At 52.8% G+C, this 22,807-nt stretch carries 23 protein-coding genes, 2 tRNA genes and 1 pseudogene; 8 read left to right on the top strand and 18 right to left on the bottom strand.

The window, feature by feature from the left end; genetic code table 11:
- Position 1: 1 nt before the first annotated feature.
- From sdiA to tcyJ, 5 genes are all read right to left on the bottom strand, one after another.
- The gene (sdiA, locus tag IAE27_RS05465; RefSeq protein WP_004113835.1) at positions 2-724 is read right to left on the bottom strand and encodes a transcriptional regulator SdiA; all 723 of its coding nucleotides are present in this window, start codon (positions 722-724) and stop codon (positions 2-4) included.
- 292 nt (positions 725-1,016) lie between these two features.
- Positions 1,017-1,769: an L-cystine ABC transporter ATP-binding protein TcyN gene (tcyN, locus tag IAE27_RS05460; protein WP_004113836.1), complete on the bottom strand. Its 753-nt coding sequence runs from the start codon at positions 1,767-1,769 to the stop codon at positions 1,017-1,019.
- The gene (gene tcyL / locus IAE27_RS05455) at positions 1,766-2,434 is read right to left on the bottom strand and encodes a cystine ABC transporter permease (RefSeq protein WP_004103458.1); all 669 of its coding nucleotides are present in this window, start codon (positions 2,432-2,434) and stop codon (positions 1,766-1,768) included. The genes tcyN and tcyL overlap by 4 nt, the downstream gene beginning before the upstream one ends.
- A 15-nt stretch (positions 2,435-2,449) precedes the next feature.
- Positions 2,450-3,436, bottom strand: a complete 987-nt coding sequence (gene dcyD, locus IAE27_RS05450) for a D-cysteine desulfhydrase (protein ID WP_108704847.1) — start codon at positions 3,434-3,436, stop codon at positions 2,450-2,452.
- A gap of 95 nt (positions 3,437-3,531) precedes the next feature.
- Positions 3,532-4,332 carry a cystine ABC transporter substrate-binding protein gene (gene tcyJ, locus IAE27_RS05445; RefSeq protein ID WP_017145622.1) on the bottom strand — a complete coding sequence of 267 codons (801 nt, stop codon included), beginning with the start codon at positions 4,330-4,332 and terminating at the stop codon, positions 3,532-3,534.
- Positions 4,333-4,534: 202 nt separating this feature from the next.
- Here tcyJ and amyA point away from each other — a divergent pair, with 202 nt between their 5' ends.
- The gene (amyA, locus tag IAE27_RS05440; RefSeq protein ID WP_004103463.1) at positions 4,535-6,022 is read left to right on the top strand and encodes an alpha-amylase; all 1,488 of its coding nucleotides are present in this window, start codon (positions 4,535-4,537) and stop codon (positions 6,020-6,022) included.
- A gap of 38 nt (positions 6,023-6,060) precedes the next feature.
- On the opposite strand, the gene yedD is transcribed toward amyA, so the two are convergent.
- On the bottom strand, positions 6,061-6,477 hold the full coding sequence (gene yedD, locus IAE27_RS05435; protein ID WP_026055909.1) for a lipoprotein YedD: 417 nt from the start codon (positions 6,475-6,477) through the stop codon (positions 6,061-6,063).
- 456 nt (positions 6,478-6,933) lie between these two features.
- Between yedD and rcsA the strand changes: the two genes are divergently transcribed.
- Positions 6,934-7,557 carry a transcriptional regulator RcsA gene (gene rcsA / locus IAE27_RS05430; RefSeq protein ID WP_154023055.1) on the top strand — a complete coding sequence of 208 codons (624 nt, stop codon included), beginning with the start codon at positions 6,934-6,936 and terminating at the stop codon, positions 7,555-7,557.
- A gap of 41 nt (positions 7,558-7,598) precedes the next feature.
- On the opposite strand, the gene dsrB is transcribed toward rcsA, so the two are convergent.
- Positions 7,599-7,787: a protein DsrB gene (dsrB, locus tag IAE27_RS05425; protein WP_004103466.1), complete on the bottom strand. Its 189-nt coding sequence runs from the start codon at positions 7,785-7,787 to the stop codon at positions 7,599-7,601.
- A gap of 132 nt (positions 7,788-7,919) precedes the next feature.
- Here dsrB and yodD point away from each other — a divergent pair, with 132 nt between their 5' ends.
- On the top strand, positions 7,920-8,135 hold the full coding sequence (gene yodD / locus IAE27_RS05420; protein ID WP_004103467.1) for a YodD family peroxide/acid resistance protein: 216 nt from the start codon (positions 7,920-7,922) through the stop codon (positions 8,133-8,135).
- A 329-nt stretch (positions 8,136-8,464) separates the two neighbouring features.
- Here the strand turns inward: yodD and dgcQ are convergent, their stop codons facing one another.
- The 3 genes from dgcQ to IAE27_RS05405 all read right to left on the bottom strand — a co-directional run bounded on the left by dgcQ (position 8,465) and on the right by IAE27_RS05405 (position 11,406).
- Positions 8,465-10,132 (bottom strand): cellulose biosynthesis regulator diguanylate cyclase DgcQ, encoded by a 1,668-nt coding sequence (dgcQ, locus tag IAE27_RS05415; protein WP_115239434.1) that lies wholly within the window; start codon positions 10,130-10,132, stop codon positions 8,465-8,467.
- 107 nt (positions 10,133-10,239) lie between these two features.
- A complete protein-coding gene (locus IAE27_RS05410; protein WP_004103469.1) occupies positions 10,240-10,419 on the bottom strand; it encodes a YodC family protein in 180 nt (59 codons plus the stop codon).
- Positions 10,420-10,494: 75 nt separating this feature from the next.
- On the bottom strand, positions 10,495-11,406 hold the full coding sequence (locus tag IAE27_RS05405) for a DUF808 domain-containing protein (protein ID WP_016808327.1): 912 nt from the start codon (positions 11,404-11,406) through the stop codon (positions 10,495-10,497).
- A 183-nt stretch (positions 11,407-11,589) separates the two neighbouring features.
- On the opposite strand from IAE27_RS05405, the gene yedA reads away from it, so the two are divergent.
- Complete coding sequence (gene yedA / locus IAE27_RS05400; RefSeq protein ID WP_023321242.1) at positions 11,590-12,501, top strand: drug/metabolite exporter YedA; 912 nt, start codon at positions 11,590-11,592, stop codon at positions 12,499-12,501.
- Here yedA and IAE27_RS05395 read toward each other — a convergent pair.
- The 4 genes from IAE27_RS05395 to drpB are packed head-to-tail and all read right to left on the bottom strand — an operon-like array spanning position 12,476 to position 15,460.
- Positions 12,476-12,970, bottom strand: coding sequence for a very short patch repair endonuclease (locus tag IAE27_RS05395; RefSeq protein WP_004103475.1), 495 nt, complete (start codon positions 12,968-12,970; stop codon positions 12,476-12,478). The genes yedA and IAE27_RS05395 overlap by 26 nt on opposite strands.
- A complete protein-coding gene (locus tag IAE27_RS05390) occupies positions 12,951-14,384 on the bottom strand; it encodes a DNA cytosine methyltransferase (RefSeq protein ID WP_064371991.1) in 1,434 nt (477 codons plus the stop codon). The genes IAE27_RS05395 and IAE27_RS05390 overlap by 20 nt, the downstream gene beginning before the upstream one ends.
- 56 nt (positions 14,385-14,440) lie before the next feature.
- Positions 14,441-15,136, bottom strand: coding sequence for a phosphohydrolase (locus IAE27_RS05385; protein ID WP_004103507.1), 696 nt, complete (start codon positions 15,134-15,136; stop codon positions 14,441-14,443).
- 42 nt (positions 15,137-15,178) lie between these two features.
- The gene (gene drpB / locus IAE27_RS05380) at positions 15,179-15,460 is read right to left on the bottom strand and encodes a cell division protein DrpB (protein ID WP_070556989.1); all 282 of its coding nucleotides are present in this window, start codon (positions 15,458-15,460) and stop codon (positions 15,179-15,181) included.
- Between the two features lie 638 nt (positions 15,461-16,098).
- Here drpB and IAE27_RS05375 point away from each other — a divergent pair.
- Positions 16,099-17,154, top strand: a complete 1,056-nt coding sequence (locus tag IAE27_RS05375; RefSeq protein ID WP_004113859.1) for a porin — start codon at positions 16,099-16,101, stop codon at positions 17,152-17,154.
- A 229-nt stretch (positions 17,155-17,383) separates the two neighbouring features.
- Here IAE27_RS05375 and IAE27_RS05370 read toward each other — a convergent pair.
- A tRNA-Ser gene (locus tag IAE27_RS05370) sits at positions 17,384-17,473 on the bottom strand.
- Positions 17,474-17,563: 90 nt separating this feature from the next.
- On the opposite strand from IAE27_RS05370, the gene mtfA reads away from it, so the two are divergent.
- Together mtfA and IAE27_RS05360 are read left to right on the top strand one after the other, a co-directional pair.
- On the top strand, positions 17,564-18,361 hold the full coding sequence (gene mtfA / locus IAE27_RS05365) for a DgsA anti-repressor MtfA (protein ID WP_187326156.1): 798 nt from the start codon (positions 17,564-17,566) through the stop codon (positions 18,359-18,361).
- A 100-nt stretch (positions 18,362-18,461) separates the two neighbouring features.
- Positions 18,462-18,537: transfer RNA gene (locus IAE27_RS05360), tRNA-Asn, on the top strand.
- A 57-nt stretch (positions 18,538-18,594) separates the two neighbouring features.
- On the opposite strand, the gene IAE27_RS05355 is transcribed toward IAE27_RS05360, so the two are convergent.
- Complete coding sequence (locus IAE27_RS05355) at positions 18,595-19,521, bottom strand: LysR family transcriptional regulator (RefSeq protein ID WP_026055910.1); 927 nt, start codon at positions 19,519-19,521, stop codon at positions 18,595-18,597.
- A 127-nt stretch (positions 19,522-19,648) separates the two neighbouring features.
- On the opposite strand from IAE27_RS05355, the gene IAE27_RS05350 reads away from it, so the two are divergent.
- Positions 19,649-20,056, top strand: a complete 408-nt coding sequence (locus tag IAE27_RS05350; RefSeq protein ID WP_064398724.1) for a cupin domain-containing protein — start codon at positions 19,649-19,651, stop codon at positions 20,054-20,056.
- Positions 20,057-20,393: 337 nt separating this feature from the next.
- On the opposite strand, the gene IAE27_RS05345 is transcribed toward IAE27_RS05350, so the two are convergent.
- Positions 20,394-21,356: an alpha/beta hydrolase gene (locus tag IAE27_RS05345; protein WP_064398722.1), complete on the bottom strand. Its 963-nt coding sequence runs from the start codon at positions 21,354-21,356 to the stop codon at positions 20,394-20,396.
- A gap of 240 nt (positions 21,357-21,596) precedes the next feature.
- Positions 21,597-22,739, bottom strand: a pseudogene (locus IAE27_RS05340) (HAD-IC family P-type ATPase); the annotation flags it as partial.
- Between the last annotated feature and the right edge of the window lie 68 nt (positions 22,740-22,807).

Raw genomic sequence — 22,807 nt, 5'->3', positions numbered from 1 at the left:
ATCAAATTAATCCCGTCGCTACCGCGTAGCAGGCAATTTGCGTTTTGTTTGGCGCATTGAATTTTCGCTGCATATTCTTCTGATGAAAATTGACGGTATTTTCTGAGATAGACAGAATCATTGCGACCTCAGCCGAGGTTTTGCCTTCCGCTGTCCATTTCAAAATCTCCAGTTCACGTCGACTAAATTTCATTTCCGGCGGCATAACCATTTCGTCCTCCAGCCGCAAGAGCGTCAGCAGACTCAGTTCGGTCAGGGTTCTTAAGCGCATCTCCAGTTCATCTTCCTCAAAGGGCCCCTGGCTGTGGCTGGTTCCTGAGACGGATAAGAATCCGTGTGCATGGTTAGGCAGCGTCAGGCACTGCGTTACCCCCTTGCGTAAGCCATGATCGCGCGCACCGTCCCATAATTCAGGGGTGTCGTGGAATAGCTTATCGTTCCAGGGTAGATGCCCGCGAAGGAAATTCTCCTTGCGCAGTACCGGGTCAATCGCGAAATAATTCTCGGCTTGATAATGCGACATCCAGGCCGGAGGATAGGTCGATTGCAGGGTTACCCTGGGGCGAGTGAAAGGCACGGGATGCCGTACGCAGAGCGCGAAGTAGTCATATTCCAGCGCTTGTGCCTGCTGCTGGAGTAGATGAAAAACTCCTTCGCCTGCAGAAGCTGACTGAAATTGTTGCAGCATTTCCCGCCGCCAGCTGAAAAAATCATTGTCCCTCATAACTGACCAAATAACTCCTGAGTGATAATCATTATTATAAATACATAAAACTAACACATAAATCCTGCTTATATGTATAAAATATGGTAGCCATCGCATTTATTAGATGGCGGCCGGCAACAGCGCCTGATGCGTGAAAAGTATGCCCGCAGTTGTGGCACAAAACCTTGACAGATATATCGGCGTTGATTATGTCCTGAGGCTGGACTTTTAACTTTTACCGAAACTCGGTTAAGCGTCGTTTAGCAGGCCGCTCCCCTCAGCCTTAGCGGAAGCGGCCTGGGCACTGAGATTATTGCATCAGAAATTTTTCGAGGAACTGGCGGGTACGCGCCTGCTGAGGATTGGCAAAAAGAGATTTCGCGTCTCCCTGTTCAACGATACGCCCTTGATCCATAAAAATAGCGCGGTCCGCTACGTCGCGGGCAAAGCTCATCTCATGGGTAACGATAACCATCGTACGCTTCTCCTGCGCCAGCTGACGTATGGTGTTCAGCACCTCCCCCACCAGCTCGGGATCCAATGCCGAGGTTGGTTCATCAAACAGGATGACATCGGGGCGCATCGCCAGCGCGCGAGCAATTGCCACGCGCTGCTGCTGCCCACCGGACAAACGACGCGGGTAGCTGTTTTCTTTACCGGTAAGCCCCACCTTGGCCAGCAGCTCACGCGCCCGGGCGATGGATTCATTTTTATCCTCCCCTTTGACGATCACCGGCCCTTCAATGATGTTCTCCATCACCGTACGGTGGGGAAAAAGATTAAAGTTCTGAAACACGAAGCCCACATGCTGACGCAGACGGCGGATGTCCGCTTTTTGCTGACCGAGGCTGCGCGCGGTATCGATGGTCACGTCGCCGACGCGAATGGTACCGTTTTCCGGCTGTTCCAGCAGATTAATACTGCGCAGCAGCGTGGTTTTCCCTGAACCACTGGGTCCGATAATCGCCACCACTTCGCCCTGTTGAACCTCAAGGTCGATACCGTGAAGCACCGTTTGGCCATGGAATTTTTTCACCAGGTTTTTTACTTCAATCGCACTCATTTTGGATCACGCTCCTGGCGGTTCAGCTGATTTTCAAAATAGTTTTGCAGCGTGGAAAGCACCGTCGCCATTACCCAGTAAATCAGCGAAGCAGCCAGGTACATGGTGAAAACTTCCAGCGTGCGCGAGGTGATTAGCTGAGCCTGGCGGAACAGCTCCGGCACCTGGATAGTCGCGGCCAAAGAGGTATCTTTGACCAGGCTGATAAAGCTGTTGGAAAGCGGCGGCAGCGCCACCCGTGCGGCCTGGGGAAGAATCGCGCGGCGCATCGCCTGCCAGCGCGTCATACCAATACTCGCCGCCGCCTCCCACTGTCCTTTATCAATGGAGGCAATCGCCGCGCGCAGCGTTTCTGCCGCGTAGGCCGCGGTGTTTAAAGACAGGCCAATCATCGCTGCGGGAATAGGATCCAACTCAATACCGAACTGCGGCAAGCCGTAATAGATCATAAACAGCTGCGCAATCAGCGGCGTTCCGCGAAAGATGGAGATATACATCCGCGCCAGCCATTTAATCGGCCAGACGGGTGACATGCGCATCAGCGCCAGGATAAACCCCAGCACCAGGCCAAAAAACATGCCGCCGATGCTGAGCTGTAGCGTGAATACCGCGCCCTTAAGCAAAAAAGGCGCGGAATCGATAACCAGTTGGATACTCTCTTGCATTCTATGTGTTCTGCATCAGATATGAGGATGATAGGCGAACAGCGCAGGCGCGCCGCCGGTATGAACAAACAGGATTGGGCCTTCATCCTTAAAGCGCTTCTGACTGACACCATCAATCAGTCCGGCCATTGCCTTTCCGGTATAGACCGGATCCAGCAGGATACCTTCCAGCTGCGCCAGCAGCTTGACCGCCGCCATTCCTTCGTCGTTCGGTATCCCGTAACCCGGCGCAAAGTAATCATCCCATAACTGGATACCGGCCTTTGCTTCCAGCTCCAGGCTATTTGCCACTGCCTGCTGCAGCGCGGCGACTTTTGGCAGCTGGTCGGCTACTTTGCGCGACACCGTTACGCCGATAAGCTCGACATTTGGCATCAGCTGTTCAAGTCCCACCGCAAGACCGGCATGCGTACCGGCGCTGCCGGATGCGACGACCACGGAGGAAAGCTCAACCGCCCCTTCGCACTGCTGGGCGATTTCCAGCGCGCTCTCCACATAGCCCAGCGCGCCCAGCGCGTTCGAACCGCCCACCGGAATCACGTAGGGACGATAGCCCTGAGCTTCAATGCGGGTCGCCAGCTCTTCCAGCTGAGCATCAGGATCGGTCATCGCGTCGCACATTTCGACCTGGGTATTGAACAGATCAAGCAGCAATCGGTTACCGTTAGTCAGATAGTTCTCAGCCCGGGTACCCATTGGGTTTTCCAGCAGCGCCACGCAGTGCAGGCCAAGTTTTGCCGCCACCGCTGCCGTCTGACGGACATGGTTCGACTGGATGGCTCCGGCGGTAATCAGCGTATCCGCACCTTCCCGTAGCGCATCAGCCGCGAGAAACTCAAGCTTGCGCAGCTTATTACCGCCCATTGCAAGCGGGGTGACGTCATCACGCTTGATGAAGATTTCACGACCGAGATAATCGGAAAGGCGCGGCAGATATTCAAGCGGCGTCGGCGCGCCGATCAGCTCCAGACGCGGGAAAAGGGTTAAATTTTGCAGTGACATAAAACCTCCTGACTGAATTATCCTTAATTATGCACGCTGTGAGGCGCGAAATAAAAAAAGGCGCTATCAGGAGCGCCTTTTTTCACCGCCGACCGTTACTTCGTGACGTCAGCGCCAAACCATTTTTCCGATAGCGCCTTCAGGCTGCCATCTTTTTGCATCTCTGCAATAGCGCCATCAACCGCTTTCAGCAGGTCTTCGTTACCTTTACGCAGCGCGACGCCGGACTCCTGGCGGGAGAAGGCTTCACCAGTGACAGCAAGGGTATTGCCGGTTTTCTTCACCAGATCCAGCGCCGCCAGGCGGTCAACCAGGATGGCGTCGATACGGCCCACGCGCAGATCCTGATATTTCGTCGGATCATCATCATAAGTACGAATGTCGACGCCCTGGACGTTCTGACGCAGCCACTCTTCATAGTTGGTGCCCAGACCCACGCCGACTTTCTTACCTTTCAGGTCAGCGGCGGTTTTAATCACGCCCTCGTTCCCTTTTTTCACCAGCGCCTGAATCCCTGAAACAGTATAGGGCGTCGAGAAATCATATTTTTTCTTACGTTGATCGGAAATGGTGACCTGGTTTATCACGACATCGATACGTTTAGAATCCAGCGAAGCCAGCATGCCGTCCCACTTGGTGGGTTTAAGGTCAGCCTTTACGCCCAGATGTTTCGCCAGTTCGTTGGCAAAATCCACCTCGAAACCGGTCAGCTTACCGTCATCTCCCTGATAGCTGAACGGCGGGTAAGTCCCTTCCAGACCCACGCGTAAAGTGCCACGCTCTTTGACCTGATTAAGCAGGTTTTCAGCCGCAAAGGTTTTTGCGCTGACGCCAGCCATTAAAACGACGGCCATTGCGCCCATCAGCGCCTGACGACCCAGAAGTGCTAATTTCATTAGATACCCGTAACAGAGTGATATTTTGCTGCAGTGTAAGGCGTTTAGCCTCAGTCACCAACATCGATATGCTACATCTTATTCCGAATTATTATATATGGTGCCGTTTAGGGCATAGCGAAAACGTATCGAAAACATCTCCGTTTTGCTGGATATCTCTCATACTGCAATGGTCAGCTTGATGACGTCTGGAGCAAGGAAGATGAAAAACCCCACGTTACTGCAGTGCTTTCACTGGTACTACCCAACCGGCGGCGAATTATGGCGTGAAGTCGAAGCCCTCGCGCCAAACCTTAACGAAATCGGCATCAACATGGTTTGGTTGCCTCCTGCCTACAAGGGCGCCTCCGGCGGCTACTCTGTCGGCTATGATTGCTACGACCTGTTTGACCTCGGCGAGTTTGACCAAAAAGGTTCAGTCGCCACCAAATATGGCGATAAAGACCAGCTCCTCGCCGCGATCTCCGCGCTGCGCCAGCACGATATCGCCGTGCTGCTTGACGTTGTGGTTAACCACAAAATGGGGGCCGATGAAAAAGAGCCGGTACGCATTCAGCGCGTTGATCAAAACGATCGTACGCAAATCTCTGATGAGATTATTGAGTGCGAGGCCTGGACGCGTTACACCTTCCCCGCCCGCGCCGGTAAATACTCTGAATTCATCTGGGACTATAAGTGCTTCAGCGGGATCGATCATATAGAGAATCCTGATGAAGATGGTGTGTTTAAACTCGTCAATGACTACACCGGCGACGGATGGAACGATCAGGTCGATGATGAAATGGGCAACTTCGACTATCTGATGGGCGAAAATATCGATTTTCGCAATCGGGCGGTTACCGAGGAGATTAAATACTGGGCGCGCTGGGTAATGGAGCAGACCGGGTGCGATGGCTTCCGCCTTGATGCGGTTAAACATATCCCCGCCTGGTTTTATAAAGAGTGGATCGAACACGTCCAGGAGGTGGCGACAAAACCGCTGTTTATCGTCGCGGAATACTGGTCGCACGAAGTTGATAAGCTTCAGCAGTATATCGCCATGGTTGACGGCAAGACGATGCTGTTCGACGCCCCTCTGCAGATGAAATTTCATGAAGCTTCGCGGCAGGGTCGCGATTACGACATGAGCCAGATTTTTAGCGGCACGCTGGTTGAAGCCGACCCGTTCCACGCCGTCACCCTGGTGACCAACCATGATACTCAGCCGCTGCAGGCGCTCGAGGCGCCGGTTGAGGCCTGGTTCAAGCCGCTGGCGTATGCGCTGATTCTGCTGCGTGAAAACGGCGTTCCCTCGGTCTTTTATGCCGATCTCTTCGGCGCCAGCTATGAAGATACCGGTGGCGATGGCGAGAGCTACGCTATTGAGATGCCGGTAATCGAACAACTACACGAACTGATCGACGCCCGCCAGCGTTTTGCCCACGGTGTACAAACGCTCTGGTTCGATCATCCGAACTGTATTGCCTTCAGCCGGAGCGGCACCGAGGATGATCCGGGCTGCGTGGTCGTACTCTCCAACGGCGACGATGGGGAAAAAACGCTCCCTCTGGGCGAAAATTACCGCAATAAACGCTGGCGAGATTTTCTCGGCAACCGCGATGAGGTTATTGAAACCGACGATGAAGGAAACGGGACTTTCACCTGTAGTGGCGGCAGCGTAAGCGTGTGGGTGATTGAGGAAGCACTATAAAACTTCGCGGGCTGAGAAGGATTCAGCCCGCATCAAGCTTACCGTCCGCTTTTATCAGCCGACGCTTTTTTCCACGCCAGTTCACACTCCGGAGTGAGGCGATCCACCCGTTTAAGCGTCATACGATCGTAGCGCAGCGTATTGCCTTCACGCTCAAGCGGATAGACATCTAACGCGGAGGTAACGTTATAGATAACATCATCACGCTTCATTAATTTCCCCGGCAGGACGATCACCCGTTGCCACTGTCGACAGTCAAGCGTATCACCCTCTTTGGTCACGATAAGGCTCGCTATCGCGTCAGGACTCATCATTTCACTCTGCGGGCCTGCCGTTTGCCAGTATCCCTCCAGCCCTGCAGGCGCCGGCGCTTTAACAACATCGCTGTAGCTATCAACCTGCACGCACCCGGTCAGGGCTAGCAGCGCGCCAGCCAGTACCATCTTTTTCATCATTCATCCCACAAACCGATAAAAAAAGCATTGTGGCATTAAAGCGGTAAGCCCGCCACTCTTCCGGAATCGAGTACAGGCTAAGCAGAGCGCCCGCCTGCACCGCGTTATATGGCAAAAAATAGCCATGGAATGTTAAGTTATTCTCATCCATTCCATTAATGCCATTAATTCGAAGACGTTATTTTAACCACTCAATATAAGGATAATCCTATTTTAAAATAGCGTAAAAATGGCAAGCTTATATATGACGGGTATTTAATGTTTTTATTTCCTCCACATAGCCTTTTGTAGTCTTTACTTTGAGAATATTCCTGGCAAATTAGGGGCATATTAAGGAATAGTTCAGGCTGCCTAATGGTTCCACGGCAGCGGTCGTTTTAATTGCTAACAAAATGGACTTCATCGCGCTTGTCGGCGAGGGATAAATTATCGTTACGTGTTGATTGAGGATGGGTCATGTCAACGATTATCATGGATTTATGCAGCTTCACCCGGCTGGGATTAACCGGGTACCTGACAAGCAGGGGGGTAAAGAAGCGTGAGATCGCAGAAGTACAGAGTGCGTCAAACCTGAAGGCAATGTGTGAAGCCAGCCGCCCTGCCGTAGTATTTATCAATGAAGATTGTTTTATTCATCATGAAGAGAACAACCAGCTTGTCCGACAAATCATCAGCCAGTATCCCGCCACGCTATTCATTATCTTTATGTCGCTGGCCAATATTCATTTCGACCATTACCTGCTGGTGCGCAAAAACTTACTCGTGTGCTCGAAATCGCTGACCGAAAAAGACCTTGATGACATTCTCGCCAACCGTCTTAAATATGAGAACTATCGTGCTGCCCGGATTAATATTCCCACGCTGACCTTAAGCCAGACCGAATCAAATATGCTTCAGATGTGGATGGCCGGACACGGAACCTCGCACATATCAGCGCAGATGAACATTAAGGCCAAGACCGTGTCCTCGCACAAGGGCAATATTAAAAAGAAGATTCAAACCCACAATAAACAGGTGATTTATCACATCGTCCGCCTGACCGAAAACATCACATCCGGAATTCACGTCAACCTGCGTTGAAAAACGCTGGCGGCCGCTGCCGCCAGTTTACTCGCGGCGAATCACTCTTCCCGCTCAACGAATATACCGTCAGGATGGCCGTGCTCGTTAAAAAACCAGATCCCCAGCGGATAATCCTCCAGCGAAACCAGATACATGACCCCTTCGCTAAACGACTCTATTGCCAGCACAACGCCCGACCGACGTGGGCCACCATCGGTCTTCACCGTGACACGATCGTTTACCTGCATAACTCATCTCCTCTATTTTTGAGCCAGTGTAGAACAAAACTGCCGATCGCGCAGTGTCCGGCCGGGCAACTGCTGTTTTTGTAGACCGTCTATACTTAAGGAGCCCTGTCTGAGTTAAGCGAGGTAGCCGAAATGAAAATCGCCAAAGAGCACAAAGGCACGGGAAGCGTTGATGTTGACGCCCTGCTGGCGGCGATTAATGAAATCAGCGAAAGTGAAGTCCAGCGAACGCAAGACGATCCTCATCACGTCAGCATTGATGGCCGGGGTTACCATACCTGGCGCGAGCTGGCCGAGGCCTTTGAACTCGATATCCATGACTTTAGCGTTACTGAAGCTAATCGCTGATCGTTGCGCGAAAAAAATCCCGACTCGCAGGAGTCGGGATGAAACTTGCTAATGCAAGAAGCACTTGAAAATTCGTTACACCAGGATATCCGATGCGCTACAAACATTACCCTCAATTATTTTGCATGACAACAAACATTCATGGAGTAAATTATTGAAAAATGGGGTCAAGAAAGCCGCCTGCGCTGGCAACGCTCGCCAGGCAAGGACTCTCGCTATTTATTCTTCCACGAACGTTTGCGCATCGCTCAATGTTTTTAAGAATAATCTCACTAAAATAGCCAAAACGGATGATTTAAATTCATTTTATTCACACGATAAATGATACATCACCCGTCCGCACATACCTGATTGCGCCCGTTTTGCTTGGCAAGATACAAACGATGATCGGCAACCGACTGCAGGTTCTCAAAGCTGTAGTCGCTGGAATCCTCACTGCAGCTCACTCCAAACGACGCGGTGATACGTAAAGAGGCGCTGTTGCCGAGTAAAATTTCACGACTATTGATCCGTATACGGATCCGTTCTGCAATGGCCGTCGCCTCTTTTAGTCTGGTATCAGGCAGGACGATGCAGAATTCTTCTCCGCCAACCCTCCCTGCAAAATCGCCTTCGCGAATATGGCTGGCGATAGTACTGGCCACCAGCGTCAGCACGCGATCCCCCGCATGATGCCCGTACCGATCGTTAACGCTTTTAAAGTAATCAAGATCGAGTTGAATCACCGCCACTGGACGCTTCAGGCGTTCGCTCTGACGAGCAGCTGCCGTGGCGCGTTCAAATAACGCCCCCCGATTTAACAGGCGGGTCAACGCATCATGCCAGGCCTGCCATTCGAGGGAGGTCTGCAGCATACTCATATTGCGCACCATTCGCCGAATAACGAACCACGAGATCATCAACATCAGGGTGAACATTAACCACATCAGCATCAGGGCAATAGTGATGCTGCCAAAGTCGCCGCGTACCCCCTCCTGAATAGTGTGAATACGGATTAGCACCCCATCAAAATTGCGGATCTTCTCCCAGCTGATATAACGGGTAACCAGGCGAATCCCCCCCTGATTCTCACCAGCAAAAGCGCGCTTCAGCATCTCCTGTTCATGCGCAGACAGCAGCGTCAGCACGTTGCCCGGCGCAGAAGAAGCTATCAAATTAAGTTGATTATCATAAAGCTGATACTCGCCTTCCTCACCCGTCTTTATCGCATTGACCAGAAACGCCTTCATCTCCTGTACCGAGAAGTCCATCGCCAGGACACCGAGCCAGAAACGCTGGAAATCAAGCGGAATAGACGCCGTTATCACCGGTATTTCACGCGGCGATTCATCGCCGGGAACCGTTTGCCATACGATACCGCGAGCAGGGTTATTACGCTGCGTTTGGCGGGTAAACCAGGCATCGCTCGTAGCCTGAGAATAGAGCGCCAGCGCCTGCGTCGAATTTTTCAGCGGCTCAGTGGTGATAAAAAAGCCGCTGCGCGACACGTACAGCATACGCTTAGCGAAACCCCGGTTGTTATTGGCCAGGCGCAGCATATAACCGAGTTCAAGGGTAGCCATCAGCTCGTTCCCGGAAAAGGGAGTGTCGCGGGAAAGAAGTTCGTCGCCGTCGATAAAGGCATCGGCAACGCCGTAGACCGGCAGCGTTCGTCGATTGTGAATCTCAACTGACCAGATCGGATCGTGTCGCTTCGCTAAATAACTCTCTTCGGCCTTGCGCAGCACGGCAAAATCTAACGGCGTCTCCAGCGCGGAATGCATGCCGTTACGAAAAAAAATCATTCTGTCGATATTAAATTGCAGCAGGCTGTCAAATTCATGTGCCACGTTTTCAAGGTTGTTGCGCTGGTTAGCGACGTAGGCTTCTTCCAGAACCTTGATCTCACGCCATATCAACAGCGTAGAGAAGCAGAAGACGATAAAAAAACAGAGGTTAACCACATATCCGGGGCTTAAAATCTGGCGCAGCTTTTTCACCCACATCAGCTTATCCATCGTTTTCTCGCAGCACGGTTAAAGAAGCAAACTTCATCCACGCTCCCTGTTGGTAAAATAATTCACAATATGAAAACGCCCGACGGATGCCGGGCGCTGATGGAGGGTCAGGTGCGGTTCAGCTTCCTTCCTCCTCCACGGATAAGTTCATCCTCACGAAATGCCTCGCGCTTTACGCCGTAACCGTCATACCAACGACATTCCACCATGCCGCTGGCGAATCCGGTAACGACCATGCGGGGGCCGCCGTTTTTGCGTCTCACTTCATCACTGACCAACAAGACCATTTTTGCCTCCGGTATCAGGAAGAAACAGATTTACCTTAGACGAAGGTGAACCACTTTGCATGATAGATAGCACATTTACTCCGTAGAACCGCGAAGAGCGGCTATCGCTTTCACCACGGCCAGCACGATGGCGCCAATAATGAATCCCAGCACCAGATTTGCAGCCGTTGGCAGCAGCGAGGCAATGACGCCATTCTGCCCCTGAGCCAGATTTTCAATGGCATGATGCAGCGGCGTGAGACCGTGGACCACAATGCCGCCGCCGACCAGGAACATCGCCAGGGTGCCGACGATGGACAGCACCTTCATCAGACGAGGCGCAATCGCCAGTAAAGCTTTCCCTGTCCACTGCGCCAGCGCACTGCTTTTTTCCGCCAGCCAGTAGCCCATATCATCAAGCTTGACGATAACCCCCACCAGACCGTACACCCCCACCGTCACCAGCAGCGCAATGCCGGACAAAATCAGAATCTGATTTAATAACGGCGCTTCAGCTACAATCCCGAGGGTAATCGCGACAATTTCCGCAGACAGAATAAAATCTGTGCGCACCGCGCCTTTTACCTTATCTCGTTCAAACGCCATCGGGTCCTGATTGGCCAGGGCTTCAAGCCGCTGCTGGCGAACCTGCGGATCCTCTTTATGTTTACGCGCCTGCAGAGTGTGCACCACCTTCTCGACGCCTTCAAAGCACAAGAAGGCGCCACCCAGCATCAGCAGTGGCGTAATCGCCCACGGGATAAAAGCGCTAATCAACAGCGCCAGCGGCACCAGAATCACTTTATTGATCAATGAGCCTTTAGCTACGCCCCATACCACCGGCAATTCACGGTTGGCCCGCACGCCGGTTACCTGCTGAGCATTAAGCGATAAATCATCACCCAATACGCCTGCCGTTTTTTTTGCCGCCAGTTTCCCCATGACCGAAATATCATCGAGTAAAGTGGCAATATCATCCAATAAGGTTAATAGACTACTTCCCGCCAAAATTGCATTCCTTCATTTATGATTGTTCCTCATGAAGTATGAAGCAAAAGCGCTTTTTCGCCCACTGGCGTCCTTAGTCAACATAAATTTAACCGCGGCAGGCTAACTAAAGCGCTCGCCAGCACGATAGTTTTCACGTTTACTATACGTCTCCTTTCTATCTCTGCACCGTCGTGAGGAAGTATGTCTACCCGTCAGCTGTTGCCGCTCATCGGGGCGTTGTTTGCGCTGTATATCATCTGGGGTTCCACCTATTTCGCTATCGCCGTTGGCGTCGCCAGTTGGCCTCCGCTGATGATGGCTGGCGTGCGCTTTCTTTCCGCTGGCGCGGTGCTGCTCGCCTGGTTGCTGGCCACGGGCCATAAGCTCCCGTCGCGCAAACCGCTGCTCAACGCGGCGCTGATCGGCGTTTTGCTGCTGGCCGTAGGCAATGGTTTTGTGACGCTTGCCGAACACCAGCACGTCCCCTCAGGTATTGCGGCAGTCATGGTCGCGACGGTACCGTTATTTACCCTATGTTTTAGCCGTTTTTTTGGTATTGCCACCCGCAAGCTTGAGTGGTTAGGGATCGCGATAGGTCTGGCAGGTATTGTTCTGCTTAACAGCGGCGGCAACCTGAACGGTAACCCCTGGGGAGCGCTGCTGATTCTGATCGGCTCGATGAGCTGGGCCTTTGGCTCCGTCTACGGTTCGCGAATCGAGCTACCGACCGGAATGATGGCGGGCGCCATTGAGATGCTGGCGGCAGGGATCGTGCTAATGATAGCGTCCTCACTGACTGGGGAAAAGTTAACCCAGATGCCATCATGGTCCGGCATTTTTGCCGTCGCCTATCTGGCTATCTTCGGATCGCTTATCGCCATCAACGCCTATATGTATTTAATTCGTAACGTGACGCCAGCCGTGGCGACCAGCTATGCCTACGTCAACCCGGTAGTCGCCGTCCTGCTGGGCACCGGTTTTGCCGGGGAAAGCTTATCTCCCGTAGAGTGGCTGGCGCTCGGCATCATAATTTTTGCGGTCATTCTGGTGACGCTCGGCAAATACCTGTTCCCGGTTCGTCGCGAGATTACGTCCTGTAAGGCGCAGAAGTAACGTCTAACAGACCTATGCCTTGAGTATCGATCTGCGCGCACCGATCGCCGCCGCAGATCCACTCTTCCAGTCGTTCGCCCAGCGCTTCGTCGTTAAGCTTCTTTCGCCCGCGCAGCGCGCATTCCCAGACCACCAGCACCCGCCATCCCTGCTCCACCAGTCGCCCGATATCCCGGCGATCGCGCGCCACGTTTTTGGCTATCTTGTCGAGCCAGAATTCGGTTCTCGTCGCGGGCACCTTAAACAGATAGCAGTCGTGATGGTGCCAAAAGCAGCCGTGAGTAAAGATTACGCACTGATAGTCTGATACCACAAAATCCGGGCGGCCGGGGAGCGCGGCGTCCTGTACGGTAAAGGAAAAACCGGCACGCGCCAGCAGCCCCGCCAGCCGTTTCTCAATTGCCGTATCGCGGGTGCCGATCGCGCGCATGTTTTTACTACGGGTGGCTTTATCGTGGACGTCGGCCATGGTTAATCTCTTGCTCACGCATGGCTACCGCTTTTTCGATTCGCGGCGCCAGCAGCTTCGCTACCGCAGCAAATACCGGCACCACGACCGAGTTGCCGAACTGGCGATAGGCCTGAGTGTCCGAGACCGGGATACGAAAACGATACCCCTGCGGCGTCTCAAAACCCATCAGACGCGCGCACTCCCGCGGCGTCAGCCTGCGCGGACGACGCAACTGATTCTCCGGGTCATCAAAATATTTTTCGCCTAATGGCCGATCCCAGCCGCGATCGATGAGGATTTCCGCGCCATCTTTGTAATAGCGGGCAGAGAGCGTGCGCGCCACGCTGTGCGGATTCGTTGGATCAACCAGCCCGTAGCCAAAACCGTTCCCTCGCTCCTGATGCTTACGCGCATAGCGATAGAGATACTTCCACAGCACCCTGGTGAGGATAAACTTGTCGTCAACCGTGGGTTCCAGCAGCCCGCCAAAAGTAGGTCTGCTGGCAGGATAGAGGTGGGCAATATCGCGCAGGGTAAAACCCTCATGGAGCTGGAGGTCGCGCCGGAAACCCACCAGCACAATCCGTTCCCGATGCTGAGGTAAAAAATGGCGTCCATCAATCACCTTAGGATCGTCCGCTCCGGTATGCGCCGCATCGGCAACCTCGTAACCCAGCTCATCGAGCGTTTGCATAATGATACGAAAGGTCCGCCCCTTGTCGTGGCTCTTCAGGTTTTTGACGTTCTCCAGCACAAAAATTGGCGGCTGGCGGGCGGTGATGATCCTTACCACGTCAAAGAACAGCGTTCCCTGGGTTTCACAGGCAAAACCATGAGCGCGCCCAAGGGCATTTTTCTTTGAGACGCCGGCCAGTGAAAAAGGCTGGCAGGGGAAGCCGGCCAGCAGTACGTCATGCTGCGGGATTGCCTGGCGTATATGCTGCGCGGCTTCTTCATCGCTCACCTCAGGGAGATGGCTCAGCGTGACATCGCGGATATCTTCATTAAAGCGATGCTGCTCAGGATCGCAGTACCAGTTGGCTTTATAGGTGCGCACCGCATGTTTATTCCATTCGCTGGTAAACACGCATTGCCCGCCAATCGCCTCAAAACCGTGACGAATACCACCGATGCCGGCGAACAGGTCGACGAAGCGGAATCCATAGTGGGGATGATGCGCTGGAGGCTGCGGCAGGAGCGAACGAAGATGTGCCTGCTCCTGCGCGCTTATGCGCCCTGCCGCGCGCGATACCGTCGCAACGCGTTTGAGGATAGCCGGGCTCCAATGCTGCTCACCGACGGCAACCAGCTGCGCCACCAGCGTTTTAACGTCATAAATTGCCATTAGCTGGCGCAATAACGTCTGCGCGTCTTCTTCGGTATGCTCAACCTTAAAAGACGGGGGATTTTCCTTGGATAAATTTTGCGCCATAACCTCAACCAGCCCGACTATTTTTGCAGAGGTTACCATAAATAGCGCGGGCAGTTTTATGCTAGTGGATCAAAGCGCTGCAAAACCTTGTCATCAAGGGACATCGGGTCTCCGCGAAGTTCGGCGCTGAGCTTGGCCATATACTGAACCAGAAAGCGCGCATTGTGCAGCGCCATCGCCCTACCCTTTTCTGTCTGCATCGTTTCCGGTAAACGCAGCAGCTTGCACTGGAAGTGATCCAGCGCGTATTTTTTATCATCCAGTTCACGCCGATCGGCAAAGGGATCGTCGGCATCAAACAAGATATTGTTCAGCGCACCGGATACCGCGAATACGCGCGCCAGGCCAATCGCCCCCAAAGCCTCCAGCCGATCGGCATCCTGGACAATTTTCGCTTCTTCACTGCGGGGAGCCATCCCCGCGCTAAAACTATGCGCTTCAATGGCGTGCAGAACCGCCGCATAGCGCTCCGGCGGAAAATCGGGAAAATCTGACTGCAGGATAGTCAGCGTTTGTTCCGCAGCCATCGCCGAAGAGCGGCTACGCTCAGGATGGTTCTTCGCCAGGCTGACAATATCGTGAAAATAGCAGGCGGTGAGGATCACCAGCCGATCAGCATCACTCTCTTCGGCCAGCTGCTGCGCGGTGGCCCATACCCGGCGGAAGTGTGAAATATCGTGAGCGGCATCCCCTTGCGAGTGATGTTCACTTAGCCAGGCTTCAAATCGTTGCTGCCATTGATAAAGATCCATGCGCGCTCCTTTGAGATCAGGTCAGCAACGAGCATAGCAACTTTACTCGTGATGTTCATACATCTGCGGATCAGGACGCGTATACCAGGCAATTGCGCCGAGAATAGCGCCGACAATGCCCAATACCAGAAATCCCAGCAGCGCGCCGATCCATTTCCCTGCCGTTGAACCGAGCTCACCGTCAATCGTCGCGCCGGGTACGCTTTGGATCTGCCCGACAACCCACCAGTAACGCGCCATCGCCCACAGGAAATAGCCGCAAAAAGCGTAAAACGCCCATAGTGCCAGCTTCCCGCCAGGGCTTCTTTTCGCTTTCTTTTCCATTAATTTGTTCTCCATATATTCAACAACTAACATCACGGACGTAGTAAAAAATAGTGATATTCATCACATTATATAATCAAAATTCTTGCAAGGTAGCAGATCTTACTGACCGGGACGCCCGAGTGCGCGAGTTTTGTTCAATATCAGGGGGGCCGCTATATATACTTAATCAATTTGTTGCCTGTTGAAATAATACAAAATAATGATAAAAAATACATTCTCGCGGTCATTTTTGCCGGCATCTGCATTGCATTTACCATATTTAATTTTATTAAACCACGCACATGAAAACGCCTTCTCGTTGCACGAAATTGCTCCTTGTGAGTCATTTAAATAATACATTAAATATATAAATACAAAAAAACCAATCATAGCCCTCACGCAACTTATTTGTAACAGGAATAATTCAACCAAAACACATAAGCTATTGTTATTGATAAGCATAAAAACAAAATATAAGTCATCACAAAATGATAGAATTTAAATATAATGAATATAACAGAAACATTTTGTAATATTATATATAATTTACTTACATATTTCACTTAAAGAAAAATGAACTTAATCGCTAGTATCAAATAGTCAACCCGGAGGGAGTGACACAATTCATATTAATTATGATTAAAAGGGAATATATAATGAAAAGAAAAGTACTGGCAATTCTGGTTCCAGCTTTATTAGTCGCTGGCGCGGCTAATGCAGCAGAAATCTATAATAAGAACGGCAACAAACTCGATTTCTACGGCAAAATGGTTGGCGAGCACATCATGACCCATGATGGCGACAACAACAACTCCGACGATACCTCCTATGCGCGTTTCGGCATTAAAGGCGAAACCCAGATCAGCAGCGAACTGACCGGTTACGGCCAGTTTGAATACAATATCAAAGCAGACAAACCAGAAGGCCAGCAGGCTGATGATACCCGTCTGGCGTTTGCTGGTCTGAAATTCAGCGACTACGGCTCATTTGACTATGGTCGTAACTACGGCGTGGTTTATGACGCGGCAGGTTACACCGACATGCTGGTTGAATGGGGTGGCGATGGTCTGGTTTATACCGACAACTTTATGACCGGTCGTACCAACGGCGTAGCAACCTACCGCAACACCGATTTCTTCGGCATGGTAGATGGCCTGAACTTTGCTCTGCAGTATCAGGGTAAAAACAACGACACTGACCGCGCTAAAGCCAACGGCGACGGCTTCGGTTTCTCCGTTAACTATAACATCGACGGCTTCGGTTTCGTTGGCGCATACAGCAACTCTGACCGTACTGATGAACAGGCTGCGGACCGCAGAGGCGAAAACGCTGAAGTCTGGAGCCTCGCCACTAAATATGATGCTAATAACGTCTACGCATCTGTCATGTACGGTGAGTCCCATAACATGACTCACATGGAGTCTGGTGGCTTTGCTAACAAGACTCAGAATATTGAAGCCGTTGTTCAGTATCAGTTTGACTTTGGCCTGCGTCCGTCCCTGGGCTACGTCTATGCCAAAGGCAAAGATCTGAACGGTAACCGTGATGCCGATATCATGAACTACGTTGAACTGGGTACCTGGTACTACTTCAACAAGAACTTCAACGTTTACACCGCATACAAATTCAACCTGGTGGATGACGAAGATTCTTATATCACTGGCGCATCAACTGACGATCAGTTCGCTGTAGGTATCACCTACCAGTTCTAAGATTGTTTAGTGCATTTATCTCAAGCCCGCCTCGTGCGGGTTTTTTGTTTTTTAACGGCGAGCCTCATCTGTAAACCGTTGGCATCGCGACGAGTCAAACACACAATGTTGCGATCTCTAACGATTGCCAGAGCAGTAAACCAGGAAGATGATGATTGTAGTCTTAAAAAGGCACGATACCATTTGTGACGGGAGTCGTTGAAAGGAAATCACGTAAGTGTTTGAATAGTGGCGGAGAGAGGGGGATTTGAACCCCCGGTAGAGTTGCCCCTACTCCGGTTTTCGAGACCGGTCCGTTCAGCCGCTCCGGCATCTCTCCGCTGTTGAGGTTGCTATAATGCCAGGTTCTTTGGCATTTTAATAGTTCCTGTCTCTTTAAATCAGTTCAAGTGACGACTTTGCGAGCAATATGATGTTTAAATGGCCCTGGAAAGTAGATGAAGAGTCCGGCAACGCGGAAATCCCCTGGGAAAAGGCGCTTGCCATCCCTGTGTTAGCCAACCTCTCCGACCATGAGCAGCAGCTGGTGCAAATGGCTTCGCGCTTTTTGCAGCAAAAGCGTCTGGTTGCATTACAGGGGCTTGAGCTCACTCACCTGCAGAGCGCGCGTATTGCGCTACTGTTTTGCCTGCCGGTTCTCGAACTGGGGATCGAGTGGTTAGATGGTTTTCACGAGGTGCTCATCTACCCTGCTCCGTTCGTTGTCGACGACGAATGGGAAGATGATATCGGCCTGGTGCATAGCCAGCGAATCGTACAATCAGGGCAAAGCTGGCAACAAGGGCCGATCGTTCTCAACTGGTTGGATATTCAGGACTCCTTCGACGCTTCTGGCTTCAATCTGATTATCCATGAAGTGGCGCATAAGCTGGATACCCGCAATGGCGATCGCGCAAGCGGCGTACCCTTCATTCCGCTACGCGAAGTCGCTGGCTGGGAACACGATCTCCATGCAGCGATGAACAATATTCAGGATGAGATCGATCTGGTCGGCGAAAGCGCCGCCAGTATTGATGCTTACGCGGCCAGCGACCCTGCCGAATGTTTTGCGGTGCTCTCTGAATACTTCTTCAGCGCCCCTGAGCTGTTTGCCCCACGCTTTCCCGCGCTTTGGCAGCGTTTCTGCCATTTCTATCGCCAGGATCCGCTGGAGAGATTACGCGAGAATAGCCCGCAGGAGGATGGCGATAGCCCGGCAGTACACTAAAACAACGACCTGCACTAAATTTAGCCATTTGAATCAGCAAGTTAAATTTAGTGTTGACACAAAAATACGAGACCAGTAGTATTCGCCTCGTTCACACGATTCCTCTGTAGTTCAGTCGGTAGAACGGCGGACTGTTAATCCGTATGTCACTGGTTCGAGTCCAGTCAGAGGAGCCAAATTCTAAAAAGCCTGCTTTCAAGCAGGCTTTTTGCTTTTCTGGCAATAACCCCGTCTTACTTCACCCTTTTGCTGCGCAACTTACCCTCTGCGTGCCAGCGCAGGGCGTCAACCACCAGCGTAAACGCCGTCGGAAGATGATTCCGGCCAGGATAATAAAGATAGTACCCCGGGAAAACCGGGCACCAGTCGGCCAGCAGCGGCACCAGTTGTCGGTTAGCGATATATTTCGCCGCCAGGTCGTGAGGAACATAGGCAATCCCTGCCCCGTCCAAAGCGGCCTGAATCATCAAAAAAGTATTATTAAAAACGGTTTGCCCTTCGACGCGAACGCTGGTTTTTTGGCTGCCCTTTGCAAACTCCCAGGCGTAAAGCGCGCCGTGGGTGGGCAAACGCAAATTGATGCAGTTGTGTGCCATCAGATCTTCAGGCCTTGCCACCGCCGCTTTGCCGGAAAGATAGCCGGGCGCGGCAACCACCGCCATCTGCACATCGGGCGTAATGCGCACCGCAATCATATCTTTGTCCACCTGATCGCCCATCCGCACGCCGGCATCGAAGCGCCCGGCGGCAATATCGGTCAGCTCATAGCCAACGCTGAACTCAATATGGATATCCGGATATCGATTTAATAATGGATGCAGGCGGGGCCACAGCACGGTGACAATGGCATGATCGTTGGCGGTGATGCGTACCGTGCCGGCGGGTTTATCCCGTGAAGCGCGCAGCGAAGCCAGTTCATTTTCTATTTCATTCAGCCGCGGCGCCAGTACGGCCAGCAGGCGATTTCCGGCATCGGTGGGCGACACGCTACGCGTGGTGCGGATTAACAACCGCACCCCCAGACGCTCTTCCAGACCCAGCAGCGTATGGCTCAATGCCGACCGGGAAACCCCCAGCATTGCAGCCGCCCGGGTAAAACTTCGCTCCTGAGCTACGGTGACAAAGGCCTGCAGATCGTTGAGTTTTTCTTTGCTCATCATTGGTGAATTTTTTGCACCAGTGTATTCATATTTGACCATCTTATCATTTAATCAAACCTTCTCTACACTTTGTTCTGCCAGTCCAGATGGGCTGCTTAAACGCCCGAAACTGAAATGTGGAGATACTATGAACGAACAATTTGACGGTAACGGCATTTTTCCTAAAGGCGAGAAAAATGAGGCCTATGCGCAGTATTTTCAGGGCACCAGCTACCTGAATATGCTCTCCACGGAAGGGGTCAATATCGGTAACGTGGTCTTTGAGCCCGGCTGCCGTAACCACTGGCACATTCACCATAAAGGCGGGCAGATCCTGTTGGTGACGGGCGGACGCGGCTGGTATCAGGAGTGGAATCAACCGGCGCGAGAGCTAACCGCGGGCGATGTTGTGAATATTCCCGCAGGCGTCAAGCACTGGCATGGCGCGGCCGCCGACAGCTGGTTTGCCCATATTGCCGTTGCCGTCCCTGTCGAAGGCGCATCTAACGAATGGCTGGAGCCGGTGACCGACGAAGCCTACCGCCAACTGCCTTAAGCAACGAAACTGCAGAGTTTGCCTATTCATGACTAAACTCTGCTGGTTCGCTCGGGTAAATCTCCTCCGCTAATTAAATAAAGCCTCAGCGCTATTCCAGGTTGGCGGCGCTACCACCGGCGTGGTAAGCGCGGTCAATAACAGCAGCAGCGGGATGCACGCGAAGCTGGCGGCCTATCGTCACAACCCGGTAAGCCTAAGTTGGCGATGTGAATCGACAGATGATAGCGAATCCGCAGATTTGCGGGATTGAGCCCATGGTGAAATTGCCGGTTTTCGTAAGCCGGGTAAGTCGCCACCCGGCAGATGTGTGGCCTGAATAGATCAAACAGGTTTGTCATCTCTGTTCAACAGCAGGCTGTTTTATCTGCAGTAACGCCTGGTTATTCTCGGTCCCGCTTATCGTCAGCAGCGCGCTTTGCAACGAGGCACTGAACATTGCCCCGTGCGACAGGCCGGGATAAGGCCACCAGCTGACCGCAACGCCATTTTTCCTGAGCCGGGAAACCGTCTGCTGAACTTTACTGCGCGTATCCACTGCCCCGGCGGAAGAACCGCGCTGCGTCGCAACCGCGCCCTCCATCAGGAATAAGGCGTTCCGATTAAACGCCTCGCCTTTTGCCCCGGCCATTCTGTCTAACAGCGCGGCTTGACCTCTTCCCAGAGAAGGACTGGCAGAGAAATAGAGCTGAAAGCGGGATGACGTCAGCCAGGCATCAATAACAAATAATCCACCGTAGGAGTGCCCCCAGATAGCCCGTCGCTGCGGGTTGATAGCGATCCCACGCTCAACTTTTTCCATAATGGTATCCTCTAAGAGGCGGCGAAACGCCCCGCTACCGCCGCTTTTCCGCCGATCCCAGCGGTTATCGGCGGGATCCTCTTCGACTTTCGGCCGATAGTCATAGGCTCGGGCAGTTTGATCGAAGGGCAAATTCGTTTGATAGCCAATGGCCACAATGACGGGCGGCGCTTTTTGCGTCAGCTTTTCGAGCAGCGTGTCGGACAACCGGTCCATCACCGCGTTGCCGTCCAGGGCGTACACAACCGGATACCCCTGCGCGGGCGGCGCCGTATTCGGTATCGCCGTCCAGACCTTATAATGTCGTTCACCATCGGAAGAATCGAAGGTCGTGACGTTGAAATGATAATACGCGGAACCGCGGTCGGCGATATTCGGCCCCAGCGGGCTCATATCGGGTTTGGCGTAAGCGTTAAGAGCATACAAGGTGGTAACCAGCGCGGCGATAAAAATCCGCCCTTTCGGCGGATAAGCGAAACAAGAGTTGCGAAGCGACATCGGTTAATTTTTCCGGCACATTATCGTTATTGATAATGATTGCTAATATCAATCTCAATTGCAAGCTACGCGATTAGCCTCGCAGGCGCAGCGTTGTGCCTGCCCGGGATAGCCAGTCATCACATCATCGGGCACCCGGACAGTTTTGTCATTCGGCTAAGGCGATAGCCGCCATTCGGGAATATCCCGGCTCGCGCCGCACTGAGCCGGGATACCGAGAGTGCCGCTTTCTGGTCAATATCAGGCCGTACGCCATCTCCGGGTCAGCGGCTTCTCGACTTCCACAATCAGGAACATCACAAAACCGATAATAAAAGTGATAACCCAGTAGCGGAACGGCAGCGCTTCGGTACCAAACAGCATCTGCATAAATGGCGCGTAGATAATCAGCAGCTGCAGCACCAGCAGCACGCCGCTGACAATCCAGATCCCCCGGTTCGCCAGCAATCCTTTACTCAGCGAGAAGCCATCCGCCACGCGACAGTTGAGCATATAGAACCACTGAGCAGTAACCAGCGTCTGTAACAGCACCGTACGAATAAACTCAGGCGAATAGCCGCGCGGCTGTAGCCAGGCTTCAAGAACAAAGGCGCTGACGGCAATCATCGACCCGACAAAAATCACCCGCCAGATAGCAAAGCCGTCCATCACATGCAGCTTAGGATCGCGCGGCGGCCGGCGCATGATGTTCTTCTCACCTGCCTCAAAAGCGAGACCAAACGACAGCGTGGCGGAGGTCGCCATGTTCATCCACAGGATCAGCACCGGCGTCAGCGGAATTAAATTTCCCGCCAGTAGCGCAATAATAATCAACAACCCCTGCGCGAGGTTGGTCGGCATAATAAAGAGGATGGTTTTTTTCAGGTTATCGTACACCCGGCGGCCTTCCCTGACGGCGCTGGCAATGGTGGCGAAGTTATCATCGGTCAGCACCATATCTGCGGCCTCTTTGGTCACTTCGGTGCCCTTAATCCCCATCGCAATACCGACATCGGCCTGCTTCAGCGCCGGGGCGTCGTTCACCCCGTCGCCGGTCATCCCGACCACCTCTTTTTTGCTTTGCAGCGCCTGCACCAGGCGGAATTTATCCTCCGGGCTGGTACGCGCAAAGATATCGAATTTCTGCGCGGCTTCGCTGAGCTGAATGTCGTCCATCACCTCCAGCTCTCTGCCGGTAATGGCGTTTTCCGCATTGCCAATCCCCAGCATCTTGCCGATACTCATCGCGGTTTGCGGATGGTCGCCGGTGATCATCTTCACGCGGATCCCCGCCTGCAGGCAGTCGCCGATGGCCGTAATCGCCTCCGGCCGCGGTGGATCCATCATCCCGGCGATCCCGAGCAGAATGACGCCCTGCTGCAAATCCTGATGGGTGAGTTCCGTTTGACCGTCGGCGGCGGGGTTGGACCCCCCCCCCCCCCAACCCCCCCCGGGCCCCCCCTAATAGTAGT

It is taken from the genome of Klebsiella sp. S69, assembly GCF_016516145.1.
GTDB classification, from domain to species: Bacteria; Pseudomonadota; Gammaproteobacteria; order Enterobacterales; family Enterobacteriaceae; genus Klebsiella; species Klebsiella oxytoca.
The sequence above is the reverse complement of the archived record's forward strand: the minus strand, read 5'-3'. Positions and strand labels throughout refer to the sequence as shown.